Genomic DNA, 15,931 nt, shown 5'->3' on the forward strand with positions numbered 1-15,931 from the left:
GCCGCAGGCCGCGGCGCGGGGCGCCGGGACGACGCCCGGCGGTGGCAGGGCCGCGGCGATCGCGCTGCGGCGGCATCCGCCGCGGCCGATCGCCGTCGGGCCATGGTCCGGCCGGGTTTCCACTGACGAATCAGGCCCCTGTGGCTTGCGGCCACGCCGCCTTGGCCGCACATTGCGGCGGCGATGCGGATCACCTGCCCGGCCTGCCAAGCCACCTATGAGGTCCCGGACCGGCTGATCGGGGTCGGCCGGACCCTGCGGTGCAAAGCCTGCAGCCATCAATGGCATGTCGGGCCGGCCGAACCGCCGCCGGCCCCAGCGCCGCCGCCGCCCCCCGCGCCAGCCGCCGCCGCGAACCGGCCACCCCCCTTGCGGCCGCCGCCGCGCGCACCGCAGACCATCGACCCGCCGCTGCCGACGGCGGCCTCGGTGGATCGCGGCCGTCTCGCCCTGCGCGCGGCCTGGGCGGCGTCCCTGCTGAGCCTCGCCGGCATGCTGGCAGCGCTCTGGCTGTTCCGGGTGGAAATCGTGGCAGCCTGGCCGCCGGCGGCACGGCTCTACCTCCTGGTCGGGGGCATCGCCGAGGGTTGAGGCGGATGGCGACGCGGTGGGCCACCCCGCGCGGCGCCAAATCCACCCTGCGATGGACGGCCAGGGGCCGCTCGCGTCGCCGCGGAAGGACGCGATCCGCGCCGCGACGGGCACCACCATCCAGGCGCCCACCCGCGATTCGCCGCGGCGACATCGCTCCATCCGTGCCGCGCGAGCCGACGCCTGCGGCCATTCGCGCCCTTCGCACCCGGAGCCGGCCGCCATGGCGGGACGGGGGCGCCCCGGGAATCGCGTGATGCGGCTGCCCAGTGTCCCGAATCCGAAGTTCGCCGCGACTGGCAGCGCCCTTCGGTTCGGACCACTCCCCTGTGTTTGCATTGGCCTGCTGATTCGCTGCATTCGCAGCCGGTGGCTGCGAATGCAGCGGGCAGGACACCGGAGCGGCTTCCGTTCGCCATGGCTCACGGCAACCGCTCTAATCTTTTGACTCGACGAGCATCTTCACCCGATCGGGTGATTCCACCTGATCGGGATCTGCTTCAGGCGCCAGCGTCCCGCTTCAGCACCTCGCCCGCCAGGTAGAGGCTGCCGCAGATCAGCACCCGCGCCGGGCCGGCGCCGCGCGGCAGCTTCGCCAGCGCCGCCGCCACCGTCGGGCCCGGCGCCGCCGCGCCGCCGCTGGCCGCAATGATGACCTCGACCGGCGTCGCCAGATGCTGCCCCGGCTCGGTGACCGCCCAGAGCGTACCGGCCAGCGGCAGCAGCGGCCGGAGGAACTCCGTCACCGCCTTGCCGCCCTTCATCCCGACGACGAGGTGCAGCGGCCGGTCCTGCCAGAGGGTGCATTGCGCCGCCAGCGCCGCGCCGCCGCCGGCATTGTGGCCGCCATCCAGCCATAGCTCCCAATCGGGCGGCAGCAGGTCGGCCAGGGCGCCGCGCAAGCGTTGCAGCCGCCCGGGCCACTGCGCCGCGCCGATGCCGGTGGCGATGGCATGATCCGTCAGCCAGGGCGGGTTCCAGGCGCGCAGCGCGGCGATGGCGATGCCGGCATTGTCCGCTTGGTGCGGGCCGAGCAGCCCGGGCGGCGGCAGGTCCACCCCGCCGCGCGCATCCGCGTAGCGCAGGCCGTCGCCACGCGGCGCGATCGTCCAATCGCCATCGCGGACCAGCAGGGGCGCCCCGACCGCGGCGGCGCGGTCGCGGATCACCGCCAGCGCCGCCGCGGCCTGCGCCCCGCTGGCGCAGGGCACGCCGGGCTTCAGGATGCCCGCCTTCTCGAAGGCGATCTTGTCCAGCGTATCGCCAAGGAACTCCATGTGGTCCATGGAGATGCTGGTGATCGCGGTCGCGGCCGGCCGGTCCACCACATTGGTCGCGTCGAACCGGCCGCCGAGGCCGACTTCCAGGATCAGCACATCCGCCGGCACCCGGCTGAACAGCAGCAGGGCGACGGCGGTGGTGATCTCGAAGACGGTGATGGGGGCGCCGGCATTCGCCGCCTCCACCTCCTCCAGCGCCGTGGCCAGCGTTTCCTCCGACACCAGGTCGCCGGCCAGCCGGATGCGCTCGTGGAAGCGGACCAGGTGCGGGGAGGTGTAGACATGCGCCCGCTGCCCGGCGGCCTCGGCGATGGCGCGCAGGAAGGCGCAGGTGCTGCCCTTGCCGTTCGTGCCGGCCACATGCACGACCGGCGGCAGCGCCCGTTCCGGGTGGCCGAGCTTCGCCAGCAGGTCCAGCAGCCGGCCCAGGCTGAGATCGATCAGCTTCGGGTGCAGCGCATGCAGGCGATCGATGATCGCCTCGCTGCGTCCCGTCGGGGCCGGCGTCACCCGAGGGGGCCGGCGCTCTCCGGCTCGGCCGGCGCAGCGAGGGCGAGGGGCGGCGGCGTCCGCGCCGGCTCGGGCTGGCGTTCCGCCTGGCGCAGCAGGCCGATCAGCCGCGCCAGGGTCGGCCGCATCTCCCCGCGCTTGACCACCATGTCGAGGATGCCGTGCTCCAGCAGGTATTCGGCGCGCTGGAAGCCTTCCGGCAGCTTCTCCCGCACCGTCTGCTCGATCACCCGGGCGCCGGCGAAGCCGATGAGGGCGCCCGGCTCGGCGATCTGGATGTCGCCCAGCATGGCGAAGCTGGCGGTGACGCCGCCGGTGGTGGGGTCGGCCAGCACCACGATGAAGGGCAGGCCGGCTTCCTTGACCATGCGGGTGGCGATGACGGTGCGCGGCATCTGCATGAGCGAGACCGCGCCTTCCTGCATGCGCGCCCCGCCCGAGGCGGTGAAGACCACCAGCGGCGCATCCTGCAGCACGGCCAGGCGGGCGGCGGTGACCAGCGCTTCCCCCACCCCGGCGCCCATGGATCCGCCCATGAAGCTGAACTCGAAGGCGGCGGCGACGGCGCGGTTGCCCTCGATGGTGCCATGGGCGACCACCACCGCATCCTCCTGCCCGGCCTTGGCCTGGGCTTCCCGCAGCCGGTCGCCATAGCGGCGCTGGTCGCGGAAGCGCAGCGGGTCGGCCGGCGCCTTCGGCAGCTCGATCCGCTGCCAGCCCTCATCCAGCGTGTAGTCCAGCCGCTGGCGGGCGCCGATGCGCATGTGGTGGCCGCATTGCGGGCAGACATGCAGGTTGCGCTCGAGGTCCCGGTGGAAGACCATCTGTTCGCAGCCGGGGCATTTGTGCCAGAGGTTCTCCGGCACCTCGCGTGGCGCGCCGAAGAGCGTCTTGATCTTCGGCAGCGCCCATTCGCTGATCCAGTTCATCGGGTCCTCGCCCCCACGCGGCCGAAGTAGGCGCGGCGGGGCCGCCGGCGCAAGGGGGCCAGCCGCCCGGGCCCGGCCGCCCGGCCGCCGCCAGCCGTCAGGCCGCCCGGATCGCCTCCGCCAGCCCCCGCACCTGGTCGAGCACCTGGCGCACCGTCTCCGGCCTCGCCCGCCCGTCCTCGTCCAGGCTGGCCGCCAGCGTATCCACCAGCGCGGTGCCTACGACCGCGCCGTCGCCCAGCCGCGCCGCCTCCGCGGCCTGTTGCGGCGTGCGGATGCCGAAGCCGATGCAGACCGGCAGCTGGGTGTGGCGGCGGATGCGCGGGATCGCCTGCTCCAGGCTCGCGCTCGTCGCGCTTTTCGTCCCGGTGATCCCGGCGATGGAGACGTAGTAGACGAAGCCCGAGGTGGCGCCGAGCACGCGGGGCAACCGCGCCTCGTCCGTGGTGGGCGCCACCAGCCGGATCAGGTCGAGGCTTTCGGCCTTCGCATGCGGCTCGACCTCGTCCGCTTCCTCCGGCGGAAGGTCCACGATGATCAGCCCGTCCACGCCGGACCCCGCCGCATCGGTGCAGAAGCGCTGCACCCCATAGGCCAGGATGGGGTTGTAGTAGCCCATGAGCACCACCGGCGTCGCCGCATCCTCCCGCCGGAAGTCGCGCACCATGGCCAGCACGCGCGACAGCGTGGCGCCGGCCTTCAGCGCCCGCAGCGCCGCGCGCTGGATCGATGGCCCGTCCGCCATGGGGTCGGTGAAGGGCACGCCGATCTCGATGACATCGGCGCCGGCGCCCGGCAGCCCGCGCAGGATGGCGAGCGAGGTCGCCGGATCGGGGTCATAGGCCTGCAGATAGGTGACGAGCGCGCCGCGCCCGTCCCGCTTCAGGTCGGCGAAGCGTTGCGCGATGCGGCTCACATCTCGACTCCCAGGTGGCGCGCGACGGTGAAGATGTCCTTGTCGCCGCGGCCGCAGAGATTCATCAGCAGGATCTGCTCGCGGTCCATCTGCGGCGCGCGCCGGATCACCTCGGCCAGCGCATGCGCCGGCTCCAGCGCCGGGATGATGCCTTCGAGCTTGGAGCAGAGCTGGAAGGCGGCCAGCGCCTCGTCATCGGTCGCGCCGACATACTCCACCCGGCCCAGCTCGTGCAGCCAGGAATGCTCCGGCCCGACGCCCGGATAGTCGAGGCCAGCGCTGATCGAATGCGCCTCCTGCACCTGGCCGTCGGCATCCTGCAGCAGGTACATGCGGTTGCCGTGCAGCACGCCGGGGCGGCCCTTCTCCAGGCTCGCGGCATGCTCTTCCGTGTGCAGGCCGCGGCCGGCGGCCTCGACGCCGATCATCTGCACCTCCGGGTCGTCGAGGAAGGGGTAGAACAGCCCCATCGCGTTCGACCCGCCGCCGATGGCGGCGACCAGCGCATCTGGCAGCCGCCCCTCGGCCTCCTGCATCTGCGCCCGCGCCTCGGTGCCGATCACGCTCTGGAAGTCGCGGACCATCGCCGGATAGGGGTGCGGGCCGGCCACCGTGCCGATGCAGTAATAGGTGTCCTCGACATTGGCGACCCAGTAGCGCAGCGCCTCGTTCATCGCGTCCTTCAAGGTCGCGGCGCCGGAGGTCACCGGCCGGACCTCGGCGCCCAGCAGCTTCATGCGGAAGACGTTGGGCTGCTGCCGCTCCACATCGGTCGCGCCCATGAACACGGTGCAGGGCAGGTCGAACAGCGCGCAGGCGGTCGCCGTCGCCACGCCGTGCTGGCCGGCGCCGGTCTCGGCGATGATGCGGGTCTTGCCCATGCGCCTCGCCAGCAGGATCTGGCCCAGCACCGCGTTGATCTTGTGCGCGCCGGTGTGGTTCAGCTCGTCGCGCTTGAAGTAGACCTTGGCGCCCTTGCCGGGGGCCGCGCCCTTGCGCAGGTGCTCTGTCATCCGCTCGGCATGCCAGAGCGGGCTGGGCCGGCCCACGTAATGCGTCAGCAGGCGCCGCCACTCCGCGTCGAATTGCGGGTCGCGCTTCGCCGCCTCATAGGCCTTCTCGACCTCCAGGATCAGCGGCATCAGCGTCTCGGCCACGAAGCGGCCGCCGAACTGGCCGAAGCGGCCGCGGCCATCCGGCCCCTGGCGGAAGGAATTGGGCGGCACGATCTTGGTCACGTCCTGCATTCCCAGCGGATTTGCGGCTGCTCATAGCCTGCCGCGCCGCGCCCGGGTAGGGCGGGGTCAACGGGATGCGGCCGTGCTGCGTTGCCCAGAGGACCTCGCCCAGGGGACGTTGCCCATGGGGCGTGACGGGCGCCGGGCCGCCGCCCGCCCACGGGGTTCAGGCCGCCCGAAGGCGGAGAGGAGTTGCATGCAGTTCGACATCGCCATCGCCGGGGCTGGTCCGGCCGGGCTCGCCTTCGCCCTCGCCCTGGCCGGCACGGGCCTGCGCATCGCCCTGCTCGACCGCCAGCCGGAAGCGGCGCTGGCCGATCCTGCCTTCGACGGGCGGGAGATCGCGCTGACCCACCATTCCCGGACCGTCCTGGAACGCATCGGCGCCTGGGCGCGGCTGCCCGCCGCGGAGGTGTCGCCGCTGCGGGAGGCGGTGGTGCTGAACGGCCCGCAGCCGCGCCAGGCGCTGCGCTTCGACGCAGCCGGGCGGCAGGCCGGGCCGCTGGGCTGGCTGGTGCCCAACCACCGCATCCGCCGCGCCCTGTTCGAGGGCCTGGCCGGCCGTCCCGACATCACCCTGCTGCCCGGCACCGCGGCCGAGGATATCGAGACCGCCCCCGGCGAGGCCCGGCTGCGGCTGTCCCAGGGCGGCACGCTGGCGGCCCGGCTGGTGGTTGCGGCCGACACGCGCTTCTCCACCCTGCGGCGCCGCATGGGCATCCCGGCCAGGATGCATGACATGGGCCGCGCCATGCTGGTCGCCCGCCTCGGGCATGACCTGCCGCACCGCCATGTCGCCACCGAATGGTTCGGCCATGGCCAGACCATCGCCATGCTGCCGCTGAACGGCAACCTGTCCTCGGCGGTGCTGACCCTGCCGGAGCGCGAGACGGCCCGGCTCATGGCGCTCGACGACGCCGCCTTCGCGGCAGAGGTCACGCGGCGCTATGGCGGCCGGCTCGGCGCCATGCGGGCGGCCGGGACGCGGCATGTCTATCCGCTGGTAGCCACCTATGCCGCGCGCTTCGCCGGCCCGCGCTTCGCCCTGCTGGGCGATGCCGCGGTCGGCATGCATCCGGTCACGGCGCATGGGTACAATCTCGGCCTGCGCGGGGCGGCGAGCCTGTCGGCCGGGATCCGCGCGGCTGCCGCCCGCGGTGGCGATATCGGTGCGCCCGCCCTGCTCGCGCGCTACCAGGCGACGCATCGCCGCGCCACCTGGCCGCTCTACACGGCGACCAATGCCGTGGCCGGGCTCTTCACCGATGACCGGCTGCCGGCGCGGCTGGCGCGGGAGGCGGTGCTCGGCCTCGGCGCGCGGCTGCCGCTGGTGCGGGGGGCGATCGTGGCCGGGCTGATGGACCGCGACGGCGGGCTGGCGCCGGCTTAGGGCAGATCCCGCTCAGGTGGACTCACCTGAGCGGGTGACGATGCTCGTCCTGCCAAATGGCTGGAGCGGTTGCCGAGAGCCAAGGCGAACGGAAACCGCTTTAGACACCGCCACGATCTTCCGGTGCTGCATCCGTGCGATGCGCGCCACCATCGCTTTCGATGGCAACCTCCTGGCCAGGGCCCGGGTCCCGACCGGCATCCAGGGTACGTCCCGCCTGGCGCGCGACGCCCTGAAGGCGCTGATCGAGCGCGAGGGCGCATGTCGCGTCGGCGGGGCGGACCCGGCGCCGGAGGCCCCGCCACGGCCGAGTGATCCCGGTAGACACCCATGATCTGGACGGACCATCGCGGGCCGGCGACCCGGCGCCCAGCACCCTCTTGGATCGAGGCCGGATCCTCACCCACCCCTTCGTCATCGGGGGGAGATCGCCCTCGACCCGCTGCGGCAGCAGGCGGGGATCCTGGACGCTCCGCCGGACCTGACCGGGGCCATGCTCGCCACCGATCCGGCGGTGCCGCGCCTCATCGCCGAAGCGGGGGCCGGCCGGGCGCGGCATCGGTCAGGTGGACGCCCACCCGCTGGCCTCGGCCGGGCGCAGGGGCGCGGGCTGTGGACCCAGGGATGAGCAACTGCACGCGGCCGCCAGCGACCTTCGGCGTGCCGCCTGAACCTACCGGGGCTCCGCCCCAGACCTGGCGAAAGCGGCAACGCCCCCCTTCGAGACCCCCCCTTCCGCCTTCGCCGCCGACACGAAGGCCGCGATCCTGTCAGGGTCCTTCACGCCGCGGGCGCGCTCGACACCGGAGGAGACATCCACCCCCGGCGCACCGGTCTGCCGCACGGCATCCCGCACCGTCTCCGGCGTCAGGCCGCCGGCCAGCAGCCAGGGGCGCGGGATCGCCCGCCCCGCCACCAGCCGCCAGTCGAAGGCGGCGGCATTGCCGCCCGGCAGGCTGGCGCCCGGCGGCGGCTTGGCATCCAGCAGGAAACGATCGACCACCGGGGCATAGGCCTCGAGCAGCGCCAGGTCCGCCGGCACCGCGATGCCCAGCGCCTTCATCACCGGCCGGCCGAAGCGCGCCCGAACCTCGGCGGCACGGGCCGGCGTCTCCTCTCCGTGGAGTTGGACGAGGTCCAGCGGCACCGCCGCCAGCACCGCCGCCAGCAGCGCATCCGTCGGGTCGACGAACAGCCCGACCCGCTTCGGCCCACCCGCCGCCCGCGCCGACAGCGCGGCCGCCGCGTCCGGCGTCACCGCCCGGGGCGAGGGCGGGTAGAAGACGAAGCCGACGAAATCCGCCCCGGCGGCCACCGTGGCATCGAAGCCGGCCGCGTCCTTCACCCCGCAGATCTTGACGAGCGTCACGCCGGAAGGCTCTCGGCGATCGCCGCCGCCGCCGCCGCCGGGTCGGCCGCGCCGGTGATGGGCCGGCCGACCACGATCCAGTCGGCGCCGGCCGCCACCGCCTCGGCCGGCGTCGCCGTGCGGGCCTGGTCGCCGGCGGCATGGCCGGCCGGGCGCACGCCCGGCACCACCAGCATGGGCGCCTGGCCGAAGGCGTCGCGGATGCGCGCCACCTCCTGGGGCGAGCAGACCAGGCCATCCGCCCCGGCCTCCAGCGCCAGCCGCGCCAGGCGCAGCACCTGCTGCACCGGCCCGCCGGCGATGCCGGTGGCCGCCAGGGTGGCGGCATCCAGGCTGGTCAGCACCGTCACCGCCAGCAGGACCGGCCGCGCCGCGCCGGCCTTCTCCGCCGCCTCCCGCGCCGCGGCGATCATGGCCGGGCCGCCGGCGCCGTGCAGCGTCAGCATCGCCGGCTTCAGCGGCAGCAGCGACCGCACCGCGCCGGCGACGGTGTTCGGGATGTCGTGCAACTTCAGGTCGAGGAAGACCGGCGCCAGCGCCGCCATGGCCCGGACCGCCCGCGGCCCCTCCGCCGTGAACAGCTCCAGCCCCAGCTTCAGCGCGCCGCAGCGGGCGGCAAGCGCCGCCGCCAGCGCCGCGGCCTTGGCCGGATCCGCCGTGTCGATGGCCGGGATCAGCCGCGCCGCGGCCGTGCTCGGGCGCGCCAGCACGCGCTCAGGCGGCCGAACGCTGTACCGGCACCAGCCCGGTGCCGGCGGAAGCCCGCGGCGGCACCGGCCCGACCTGCCGGGCGGCTGCGGCGCGCTGCGCCGCCAGCTCGGCTTCCAGCACGCGGGCGGATTCCTCCATGCGGCGGGCGCGGCTGCGATGCGGGAAGCTGGCGAACCAGGTGACCAGCGCGCCCAACAGGAAGAACACCGCGCCGATCGCCAGGACGGCGATGTAGAGCGGCCCGGTCCAGCTCAGCTCGGTGGGCCAGAGCGTCAGCGTGGCCTCCTGCTGGTTGGACAGGCCGAACAGCACGAGCAGCACGAGCAGGGGCAGCAGGACAAGCCAGCGCATCGGGGTCCTCTCCGTGGGGCGCGCGGCATGCGTACCGCGGCGCGGTGGAACTGGAAATGCCCCGCGAGGCAAGGCGGCACGCGATTGCGACGGGCGGCGGAGTCGATCACCCGGCCTCCGGGACCGGGACCGGGACCGGGGCCGGGCGGTCCGGGCCGCCGTCCCACCGCCGTCTGGGGCCGGTGCCTGGCGCCCAGCGATCCATGCCCGGCATGAACGCGATGGTGGGGGCTGCGCCGGCGGGATCGGCCGGATCGAGCGTGGCGCCGGATGCCGCGTCAGGCGTCGACCCGCGGCCGCGGCGTGCGGGCGGCCGCCTGCGGCTCGCCGCCATTCACCCGTTCCCGCAATTCCTTGCCCGGCTTGAAGTAAGGCACCGCCTTCCCGGCCACCGGCACCGCCGCGCCGGTGCGCGGGTTACGGCCGGTCCGCGCATCGCGCTTCTTGGCGGAAAAGGCGCCGAAGCCGCGCAGCTCCACCCGGTCGCCGCGCGCGAGTGCCGCGGTGATCTCGTCGAAGATGGTCGCCACGATCAGCTCGATATCCGGCTGGCGGAGATGGGGGTTCTCCGCCGCCAACTGGGCGATCAGTTCGCTCTTGGTCATGCACCGACGATCCCGCAGTGTGGTCCGGCCCGGGGGGTGGGTCCGGATCAGCGCCTGCCGCGACGACAGGCCGGCCGGCCAGCGGGGCACCGCGCGCCGCATGGGGGGATTCCTGCGCCGATGCTGCGCGCATCCGCCTGGCCCCTGCCCCATCCCGCCGCGCCGGCACCCCGAAGGACCGACCCGCCACCCCGTCCCCGCAGGCCCTGAGGCATGCCGCCCTCGCCCTCGCTCGCGCAGCCTGCCCTGGCCATTGTTTGCAGGGCATCCTCCCGCCTTCGGACGAGTCTCTCCGACGACGATCTGCCCTAGCGCGCAGGCTGCCAGAGCAGCCGGAAGCCGTCAACGCCAAGCCATTCTGAAACAAGGGTTTTCACCACCCCCTGCCAGGCCGCGCCGACCAGCCTCTCGGCAGCGCCGCGAAGCTCCAGGTCGCGTATCGGCAAATCCTCCGGCACGCCCTTCTCGGCCGCCAGCCAGGCCCGTGCCTCCCGCTCCCCGCCGATGGCGTCCACCAGCCCGGCGGTCAGCGCCTGCCGGCCGGTGAAGACCCGGCCATCGGCCAGCGGACGCACCGTTTCCTCCGGCAGCCTGCGGCCGGCGACCACCATGCCGAGGAACTGCTCATACATGTCGCCGATCACCCGCTGCAGCTCGGCCCGGCCTTCCTCGGTCAGCGGACGGAAGGGGCTGGGCTGGTCCTTCAGCGGGCCGGAGCGAATCGTCTCCATCCGCAGCCCGAGCCGCGCCAGCAGGTCCGAGGCATCCGGCGTCTGCAGCAGCACGCCGATCGACCCGGTCACGGTCGAATCGCGGGCCCAGATCCGCTCGGCGGCCACCGCCGTCATGTAGCCGGCCGAGGCGGCGGTGCCGCGCAGCACCGCCACCACCGGCTTCTTCTCCCGCAACCGCAGCAGCGCCTGGTGCAGCATCTCTCCGCCGCCGACGCTACCGCCCGGGCTGTCGATGGAGACGATGACGGCCTTCGCCGACTCCTCCTTGCCCAGCTTCTCGATCGCCTCGGCCAGCTTGCGGTCGTCGGAGATGAATCCTTCTACCGGCAGCCGCACCACATGCCCGCCGCCCAGCCGGTCCGGCAGGCCCTGCCCGGCCAGGGCCAGCACCCCGCCCAGCAGCAGCAGCACCGCGAAGGCGCGCCACAGCGCCAGGCGGCGCTTCAGGCGGCGGCGGTCGATCAGCAGGTCGGTCTCGAGGGCCATGGGGTGCTCCAGATCCCCGGGGATGTTGGGGCGGGGCGCCGCCGCGACCAGGGTCCCGCCCCCGCGCCGCGGCGCCGTGCCCCGCGGCCAAAAAAAGGAGCGGACCTCGCGGCCCGCTCCCCCAAAGATGCTCCCGGTGGCCTGCCGGCCCACCCCTTCCCCGCCGGTGGCGGCGGTCGGGGCAAGCCGGGCACCGGGCCCGTGCCGCGCGATGCGGCGCCGGCCTACTCCTCGCCGGCCATCTCGCGGCGGCGGCGGATGGCGGCGCCGAGGATGTCGCCCAGCGACGCGCCGGAGTCGGTCGAGCCGAACTCCTTCATCGCCTCGCGCTCCTCCTCGATCTCCTTGCCCTTGATGGTCAGGGACAGGCGGCGCGCGGCGCGGTCCACCGCCACGACCTTGGCATCCACCTTCTCGCCCACGGCGAACTTGTCGGGGCGCTGGTCGCCGCGGTCCCGCGCCAGCTCGGCGCGGCGGATGAAGCCGGTCAGGACCTCCTCGACCTTCACCTCGATGCCGTTGGCCTGCACCTGGGTGACCACGCAGGTGACGATGTCGCCCTTGCGGACCTTGTCCAGCACCTCGGCGGCCGGGTCGGCCTGGAGCTGCTTGATGCCGAGCGAGATGCGCTCCTTCTCGACATCCACGTCCAGCACCTTGGCCTTGACGACGTCGCCCTTGTTGAAGCGCGCCATCGCCTGCTCGCCCGGCTCGTCCCAGGAGATGTCCGACATGTGCACCATGCCGTCCAGGTCCGGGCCGAGGCCGATGAAGAGGCCGAACTCGGTGATGTTGCGGATCTCGCCCTCGACCTCGGAGCCCGGGGCATGCGCCTCGAGGAACAGCTCCCAGGGGTTGCCCTGGGCCTGCTTGAGGCCGAGCGAGATGCGCCGCTTCGGCTCGTCCACGTCGAGGATCATCACGTCCACCTCCTGCGAGGTGGCGACGATCTTGCCCGGATGGACGTTCTTCTTGGTCCAGCTCATCTCGGAGACATGGACCAGGCCCTCGACGCCCGGCTCCAGCTCCACGAAGGCGCCGTAGTCGGTGATGTTGGTCACGCGGCCGCTGAACTTGGCGTTGACCGGGTACTTGATCGCCACGCCGTCCCAGGGATCGGCCATCAGCTGCTTCATGCCGAGGCTGATGCGCTGGGTCTCCGGGTTGAAGCGGATGACCTGCACCTTCACCGGCTGGCCGATGGTCAGCGCCTCGCTCGGGTGGTTGATGCGGCGCCAGGCGATGTCCGTGACGTGCAGCAGGCCGTCGACGCCGCCCAGGTCCACGAAAGCGCCGTAGTCGGTGATGTTCTTCACCACGCCGTCGAGGATCATGCCCTCCTTCAGGCCCTGGATCAGCTCGCTGCGCTGCTCGGCGCGCGTCTCCTCCAGCACCGCGCGGCGGGACACCACGATGTTGCCGCGGGCCCGGTCCATCTTGAGGATCTGGAAGGGCTGCGGGCTGCCCATCAGCGGCCCGACATCGCGCACCGGGCGGATATCGACCTGGCTGCCGGGCAGGAAGGCCACGGCGCCGCCGAGGTCGACGGTGAAGCCGCCCTTGACGCGGCCGAAGATGGTGCCGTTCACGCGCTGCTGCGCCTGATAGGCCTTCTCGAGGTTGGTCCAGGCCTCCTCGCGCCGCGCCTTCTCGCGCGACAGGACGATGGAGCCGTCCCGGTCCTCGTAGCGCTCGACGAAGAGCTCGACGACGTCGCCGGCCTTCACCTCGGGCTTGGCGCCCTGCGGCGCGAATTCCTTGAGGGGGACGCGCCCCTCGCTCTTCAGCCCGACATCCACGACAGCGTAGTCGTCATCGATGCGGATCACGCGGCCGGAGACGACCGAGCCGGCGAAGCCGGTATCGGGCCCGAGCGTGGCATCGAGCAGTGCGGCGAAGTCCTCGGACCCCGCGTCGTGGGCGAGGCTGGTGGCGGTTGCCATGTAGCGGTCTGTTCCTGGGAAGCCCGCGGATGCGGGCAAGTGCCCTGCGCCCCCGCCGCGGACCCGGCCTTGCGCCGGGGGCGAACGAGCACGGCTTGGTCCGGCGCCGGACCGCCCACAGGACGGGGACCGGAGGCGCCTGGCGACCCTGGTGCGAGGGCGGCGTATCGGCCCGCCCGTTACCGGCCCGTGCCGTGGGCCCGACAAGCGGACCCCGGAAACACGAACGCCGCGGCCCCCCTAGGCGCGCGGGTGAGGATCGCTAAGCCTTTGCGGAATGGGCGTCAAGCGGAATCGTATGTAGCCGGATCGGGTGCCGCCCCGGGCATCGGGCAGCCGGCATCGGGCACCCGTCGCGGCGATGCGGGCAAGTCGGGTCGGATCCGGCTTCAGCCTTGCGCTCAGCCGCCGAACCGCGCCCGCACGACCCGCAGCGCCGCCGCGAAGGCGGCATCCGCATCGAGGTCGCTGGTATCGAGCACCACCGCATCCGCCGCCGGCACCAGCGGCGCCACGGCGCGCCGGCTGTCCTGCGCGTCCCGCGCCTGCAGCTCGGCCAGCACCTGCGCCGGGTCGGCGGCGACGCCGCGCGCCTGCAATTCGCGGAAGCGCCGTCGGGCCCGCTCCTCGGCGCTGGCGGTGACGAACAGCTTCACCGGCGCGTCCGGGAAGACCACGGTGCCGATGTCCCGCCCGTCCAGCACCGCGCCGTGGCGCCGCCCGAATTCGCGCTGCCAGTCCAGCAGCGCCGCCCGCACGGCGGGGATGGCGGCCACGGCGGAGGAGGCCGCATCGGCCTCCGGCCCGCGCAGGTCGCCGCGCGCCAGGTCGGCGGGCAGCAGGGCGCGGGCGGCGGCCTCGGCGATCGCGGGGTCGCGCGGGTCGCCCCCGGCATCCAGCACCCGGCGGCCGGTGGCGCGGTAGAGCAGACCGGTGTCGAGATGCGGTAGCCCGAGCTCGGCCGCCAGCCGGCGGGCCAGCGTGCCCTTGCCGGCCGCCGCCGGCCCGTCCACCGCGACGACCAGCGCCTCGGCTGCGGGCAATGTCACGCCGGCCCGATCGGGGCGCCGCCGGCGGCGCGGTTCAGCAGCGCGGCGAAGCCGGGAAAGCTGGTCTCGATGAAGGCCGCATCGTCCACCGCCACGGGGGCACGGGCCGCGAGGCCCATGACCAGCGCGCTCATCGCCAGGCGGTGGTCCATATGGGTCGCGACGGTTCCGCCGCCCGGAATCCCGCCGCCGGTCCCCTGCACGACCAGGTCGTCGCCCTCGATCCGCGCCGCGATGCCGTTCACCGCCAGCAGCGCGGCGGTGGCGGCCAGCCGGTCGCTCTCCTTCACCCGCAGCTCGGACAGGCCGCGCATGCGCGTCTCGCCCTCGGCCGCAGCGGCGGCGACGGCCAGCACGGGATATTCGTCGATCATCGAAGGGGCACGGCCGGGTGGCACCTCGACGGCGCGGAGCGGGCCGTACTCGGCCGTGACGTCGCCGACCGGCTCGCCGCCTGCCACGCGGGCATTCGCCACGCTCAGCCGCGCGCCCATCTCCCGCAGGGTGGTGAACAACCCGGTGCGCAGCGGGTTCAGCCCGACATTCTCGACCGTCACGCGGGAGCCGGGCACGAGCAGCGCCGCCACCAGCAGGAAGGCGGCCGAGGACGGGTCGCCAGGCACCAGGATGGGTGCCGCGATCAGTTCCGGCTGCCCCTCCAGCTCGATCAGCCGGCCCTGCGCCACATCCTCCACCCGGACGGTCGCGCCGAAATGCCGCAACATGTTCTCGGTGTGGTCGCGGGTGCGCTCGGGCTCGACCACGCGCGTGGTCCCGCGGGCGCAGAGCCCGGCCAGCAGGCAGGCCGACTTCACCTGCGCCGAAGCGACCGGCAGCGTGTAGTCCAGCGGCAGCGCCTCGGCGGCGCCGCGCACCGCCAGCGGCAGCCGCCCGCCCTCCCGCGTCCAAAAGCTGGCGCCGGTGGCCGAGAGCGGTTCCGTGACACGCTTCATCGGCCGCTTCCGCAGCGATGCGTCGCCGGTCATCACCGCGAAGATCGGGTGGCCGGCCAGCAGGCCGCAGAGCAGCCGGGCGGCGGTGCCGCTATTGCCCATGTCCAGCACATCGGCGGGTTCGACCAGGCCGCCGACGCCGCGGCCGGCGACGCGCCAGGCGCCGGGGCCAAGCTGCTCGACCTCCGCCCCCAGCGCCCGCATGGCGGCGGCGGTGCGGAGCACGTCCTCGCCCTCCAGCAGGCCGGAGATCTCGGTGGTGCCGACGGCGAGCGCGCCGAACATCAGGGCACGGTGGCTGATGGATTTGTCGCCGGGGACGGCATGGCGGCCGGAAAGGCCGCCGCCGGGCGCCGCGGCGCGCAGCGGCTGCGGGGCAGCGGGGTGGGCCATCCGGCGCGTTTGACACGCGCGCCCCCCCGTGGCAATCGCCCCGGCTGAATTTCGGCCGTCCGTCCGCAGCCACCACCCGGGGCGCCCCATGCCGGGGCCCGCCCCGTGCCGCGCGCGGATGGCCTTCCTTGACGAGGCTTCCCCAATGGCCAAGCCCGAACTGGGCCTCAAGCGCGTCTGCGTCGCCTGTTCCACGAAGTTCTACGACCTGCTGCGGACGCCCGCTACCTGCCCGAAATGCGGGACGGAGCAGCCGGCCGAGCAGCCGCGCCTGCGCCGCGCCGCCGGTGCCCTGCCCGTCGATGACCGCGTGAAGAAGCGCGTCGTGGTGCCGGAGGCGGAGGCCGACGAGGTGGAACTGGAAGACGTCGAGGGCGACGAGGCGGTCGAGGACGCCGAGGAGCTCGAGGACGACGCCGACCAGATCGGCGAGGAGTTGGAGGTCGAGAGCGACCGCGACGAGGAGACCTGACCCGCGGGCCG

The 15,931-nt window shown here is 73.8% G+C and carries 15 protein-coding genes and 1 pseudogene; 4 read left to right on the forward strand and 12 right to left on the reverse strand.

The window, feature by feature from the left end; genetic code table 11:
• Positions 1-183 precede the first annotated feature (183 nt).
• Positions 184-279, forward strand: a pseudogene (locus tag E2C05_RS35380) (zinc-ribbon domain-containing protein); the annotation flags it as partial.
• 90 nt (positions 280-369) lie between these two features.
• A complete protein-coding gene (locus E2C05_RS34540; protein WP_240046591.1) occupies positions 370-591 on the forward strand; it encodes a hypothetical protein in 222 nt (73 codons plus the stop codon).
• 500 nt (positions 592-1,091) lie between these two features.
• Here the strand turns inward: E2C05_RS34540 and E2C05_RS05335 are convergent, their stop codons facing one another.
• The 4 genes from E2C05_RS05335 to trpB all read right to left on the reverse strand — a co-directional run bounded on the left by E2C05_RS05335 (position 1,092) and on the right by trpB (position 5,473).
• Positions 1,092-2,381, reverse strand: a complete 1,290-nt coding sequence (locus tag E2C05_RS05335; RefSeq protein ID WP_133218571.1) for a bifunctional folylpolyglutamate synthase/dihydrofolate synthase — start codon at positions 2,379-2,381, stop codon at positions 1,092-1,094.
• Positions 2,378-3,310 carry an acetyl-CoA carboxylase, carboxyltransferase subunit beta gene (gene accD, locus E2C05_RS05340; RefSeq protein ID WP_133218572.1) on the reverse strand — a complete coding sequence of 311 codons (933 nt, stop codon included), beginning with the start codon at positions 3,308-3,310 and terminating at the stop codon, positions 2,378-2,380. The genes E2C05_RS05335 and accD overlap by 4 nt, the downstream gene beginning before the upstream one ends.
• A 97-nt stretch (positions 3,311-3,407) precedes the next feature.
• Positions 3,408-4,226, reverse strand: coding sequence for a tryptophan synthase subunit alpha (trpA, locus tag E2C05_RS05345; RefSeq protein WP_133218573.1), 819 nt, complete (start codon positions 4,224-4,226; stop codon positions 3,408-3,410).
• Positions 4,223-5,473 (reverse strand): tryptophan synthase subunit beta, encoded by a 1,251-nt coding sequence (trpB, locus tag E2C05_RS05350; RefSeq protein ID WP_207191706.1) that lies wholly within the window; start codon positions 5,471-5,473, stop codon positions 4,223-4,225. The genes trpA and trpB overlap by 4 nt, the downstream gene beginning before the upstream one ends.
• Before the next feature lie 187 nt (positions 5,474-5,660).
• On the opposite strand from trpB, the gene ubiM reads away from it, so the two are divergent.
• On the forward strand, positions 5,661-6,854 hold the full coding sequence (gene ubiM / locus E2C05_RS05355; RefSeq protein WP_133218574.1) for a 5-demethoxyubiquinol-8 5-hydroxylase UbiM: 1,194 nt from the start codon (positions 5,661-5,663) through the stop codon (positions 6,852-6,854).
• 673 nt (positions 6,855-7,527) lie between these two features.
• Here the strand turns inward: ubiM and E2C05_RS05365 are convergent.
• The 8 genes from E2C05_RS05365 to aroA all read right to left on the reverse strand — a co-directional run bounded on the left by E2C05_RS05365 (position 7,528) and on the right by aroA (position 15,448).
• Positions 7,528-8,223, reverse strand: a complete 696-nt coding sequence (locus tag E2C05_RS05365; RefSeq protein ID WP_133218576.1) for a phosphoribosylanthranilate isomerase — start codon at positions 8,221-8,223, stop codon at positions 7,528-7,530.
• Positions 8,220-8,933, reverse strand: a complete 714-nt coding sequence (gene pyrF / locus E2C05_RS05370) for an orotidine-5'-phosphate decarboxylase (RefSeq protein ID WP_192912419.1) — start codon at positions 8,931-8,933, stop codon at positions 8,220-8,222. Before pyrF ends, E2C05_RS05365 begins: the two co-directional genes overlap by 4 nt.
• Positions 8,934-8,937: 4 nt before the next feature.
• A complete protein-coding gene (locus tag E2C05_RS05375) occupies positions 8,938-9,285 on the reverse strand; it encodes a LapA family protein (protein WP_133218577.1) in 348 nt (115 codons plus the stop codon).
• 278 nt (positions 9,286-9,563) lie between these two features.
• Positions 9,564-9,890, reverse strand: a complete 327-nt coding sequence (gene ihfB / locus E2C05_RS05380; protein ID WP_133218578.1) for an integration host factor subunit beta — start codon at positions 9,888-9,890, stop codon at positions 9,564-9,566.
• Positions 9,891-10,198: 308 nt separating this feature from the next.
• Positions 10,199-11,110 carry a signal peptide peptidase SppA gene (gene sppA, locus E2C05_RS05385; RefSeq protein ID WP_133218579.1) on the reverse strand — a complete coding sequence of 304 codons (912 nt, stop codon included), beginning with the start codon at positions 11,108-11,110 and terminating at the stop codon, positions 10,199-10,201.
• A gap of 224 nt (positions 11,111-11,334) precedes the next feature.
• A complete protein-coding gene (gene rpsA / locus E2C05_RS05390) occupies positions 11,335-13,053 on the reverse strand; it encodes a 30S ribosomal protein S1 (protein WP_133218580.1) in 1,719 nt (572 codons plus the stop codon).
• A 401-nt stretch (positions 13,054-13,454) separates the two neighbouring features.
• A complete protein-coding gene (gene cmk / locus E2C05_RS05395; protein WP_240046592.1) occupies positions 13,455-14,102 on the reverse strand; it encodes a (d)CMP kinase in 648 nt (215 codons plus the stop codon).
• Positions 14,099-15,448: a 3-phosphoshikimate 1-carboxyvinyltransferase gene (gene aroA / locus E2C05_RS05400; protein WP_133218581.1), complete on the reverse strand. Its 1,350-nt coding sequence runs from the start codon at positions 15,446-15,448 to the stop codon at positions 14,099-14,101. The genes cmk and aroA overlap by 4 nt, the downstream gene beginning before the upstream one ends.
• Before the next feature lie 145 nt (positions 15,449-15,593).
• Between aroA and E2C05_RS05405 the strand changes: the two genes are divergently transcribed.
• Complete coding sequence (locus E2C05_RS05405) at positions 15,594-15,920, forward strand: TIGR02300 family protein (protein ID WP_133218582.1); 327 nt, start codon at positions 15,594-15,596, stop codon at positions 15,918-15,920.
• Positions 15,921-15,931 lie beyond the last annotated feature (11 nt).

This window comes from Paracraurococcus ruber (assembly GCF_004353985.1).
In the GTDB taxonomy this organism is placed as follows: Bacteria; Pseudomonadota; Alphaproteobacteria; order Acetobacterales; family Acetobacteraceae; genus Paracraurococcus; species Paracraurococcus ruber.

What these genes read in the sequence shown, in the direction of transcription:
- trpB (WP_207191706.1), bottom strand. Translation starts at nt 5,473, where the DNA reads ATGCAGGACGTGACCAAGATCGTGCCGCCCAATTCCTTCCGCCAGGGG.
- ubiM (WP_133218574.1), top strand. Translation starts at nt 5,661, where the DNA reads ATGCAGTTCGACATCGCCATCGCCGGGGCTGGTCCGGCCGGGCTCGCC.
- accD (WP_133218572.1), bottom strand. Translation starts at nt 3,310, where the DNA reads ATGAACTGGATCAGCGAATGGGCGCTGCCGAAGATCAAGACGCTCTTC.
- aroA (WP_133218581.1), bottom strand. Translation starts at nt 15,448, where the DNA reads ATGGCCCACCCCGCTGCCCCGCAGCCGCTGCGCGCCGCGGCGCCCGGC.
- E2C05_RS05405 (WP_133218582.1), top strand. Translation starts at nt 15,594, where the DNA reads ATGGCCAAGCCCGAACTGGGCCTCAAGCGCGTCTGCGTCGCCTGTTCC.
- ihfB (WP_133218578.1), bottom strand. Translation starts at nt 9,890, where the DNA reads ATGACCAAGAGCGAACTGATCGCCCAGTTGGCGGCGGAGAACCCCCAT.
- sppA (WP_133218579.1), bottom strand. Translation starts at nt 11,110, where the DNA reads ATGGCCCTCGAGACCGACCTGCTGATCGACCGCCGCCGCCTGAAGCGC.
- rpsA (WP_133218580.1), bottom strand. Translation starts at nt 13,053, where the DNA reads ATGGCAACCGCCACCAGCCTCGCCCACGACGCGGGGTCCGAGGACTTC.
- E2C05_RS05375 (WP_133218577.1), bottom strand. Translation starts at nt 9,285, where the DNA reads ATGCGCTGGCTTGTCCTGCTGCCCCTGCTCGTGCTGCTCGTGCTGTTC.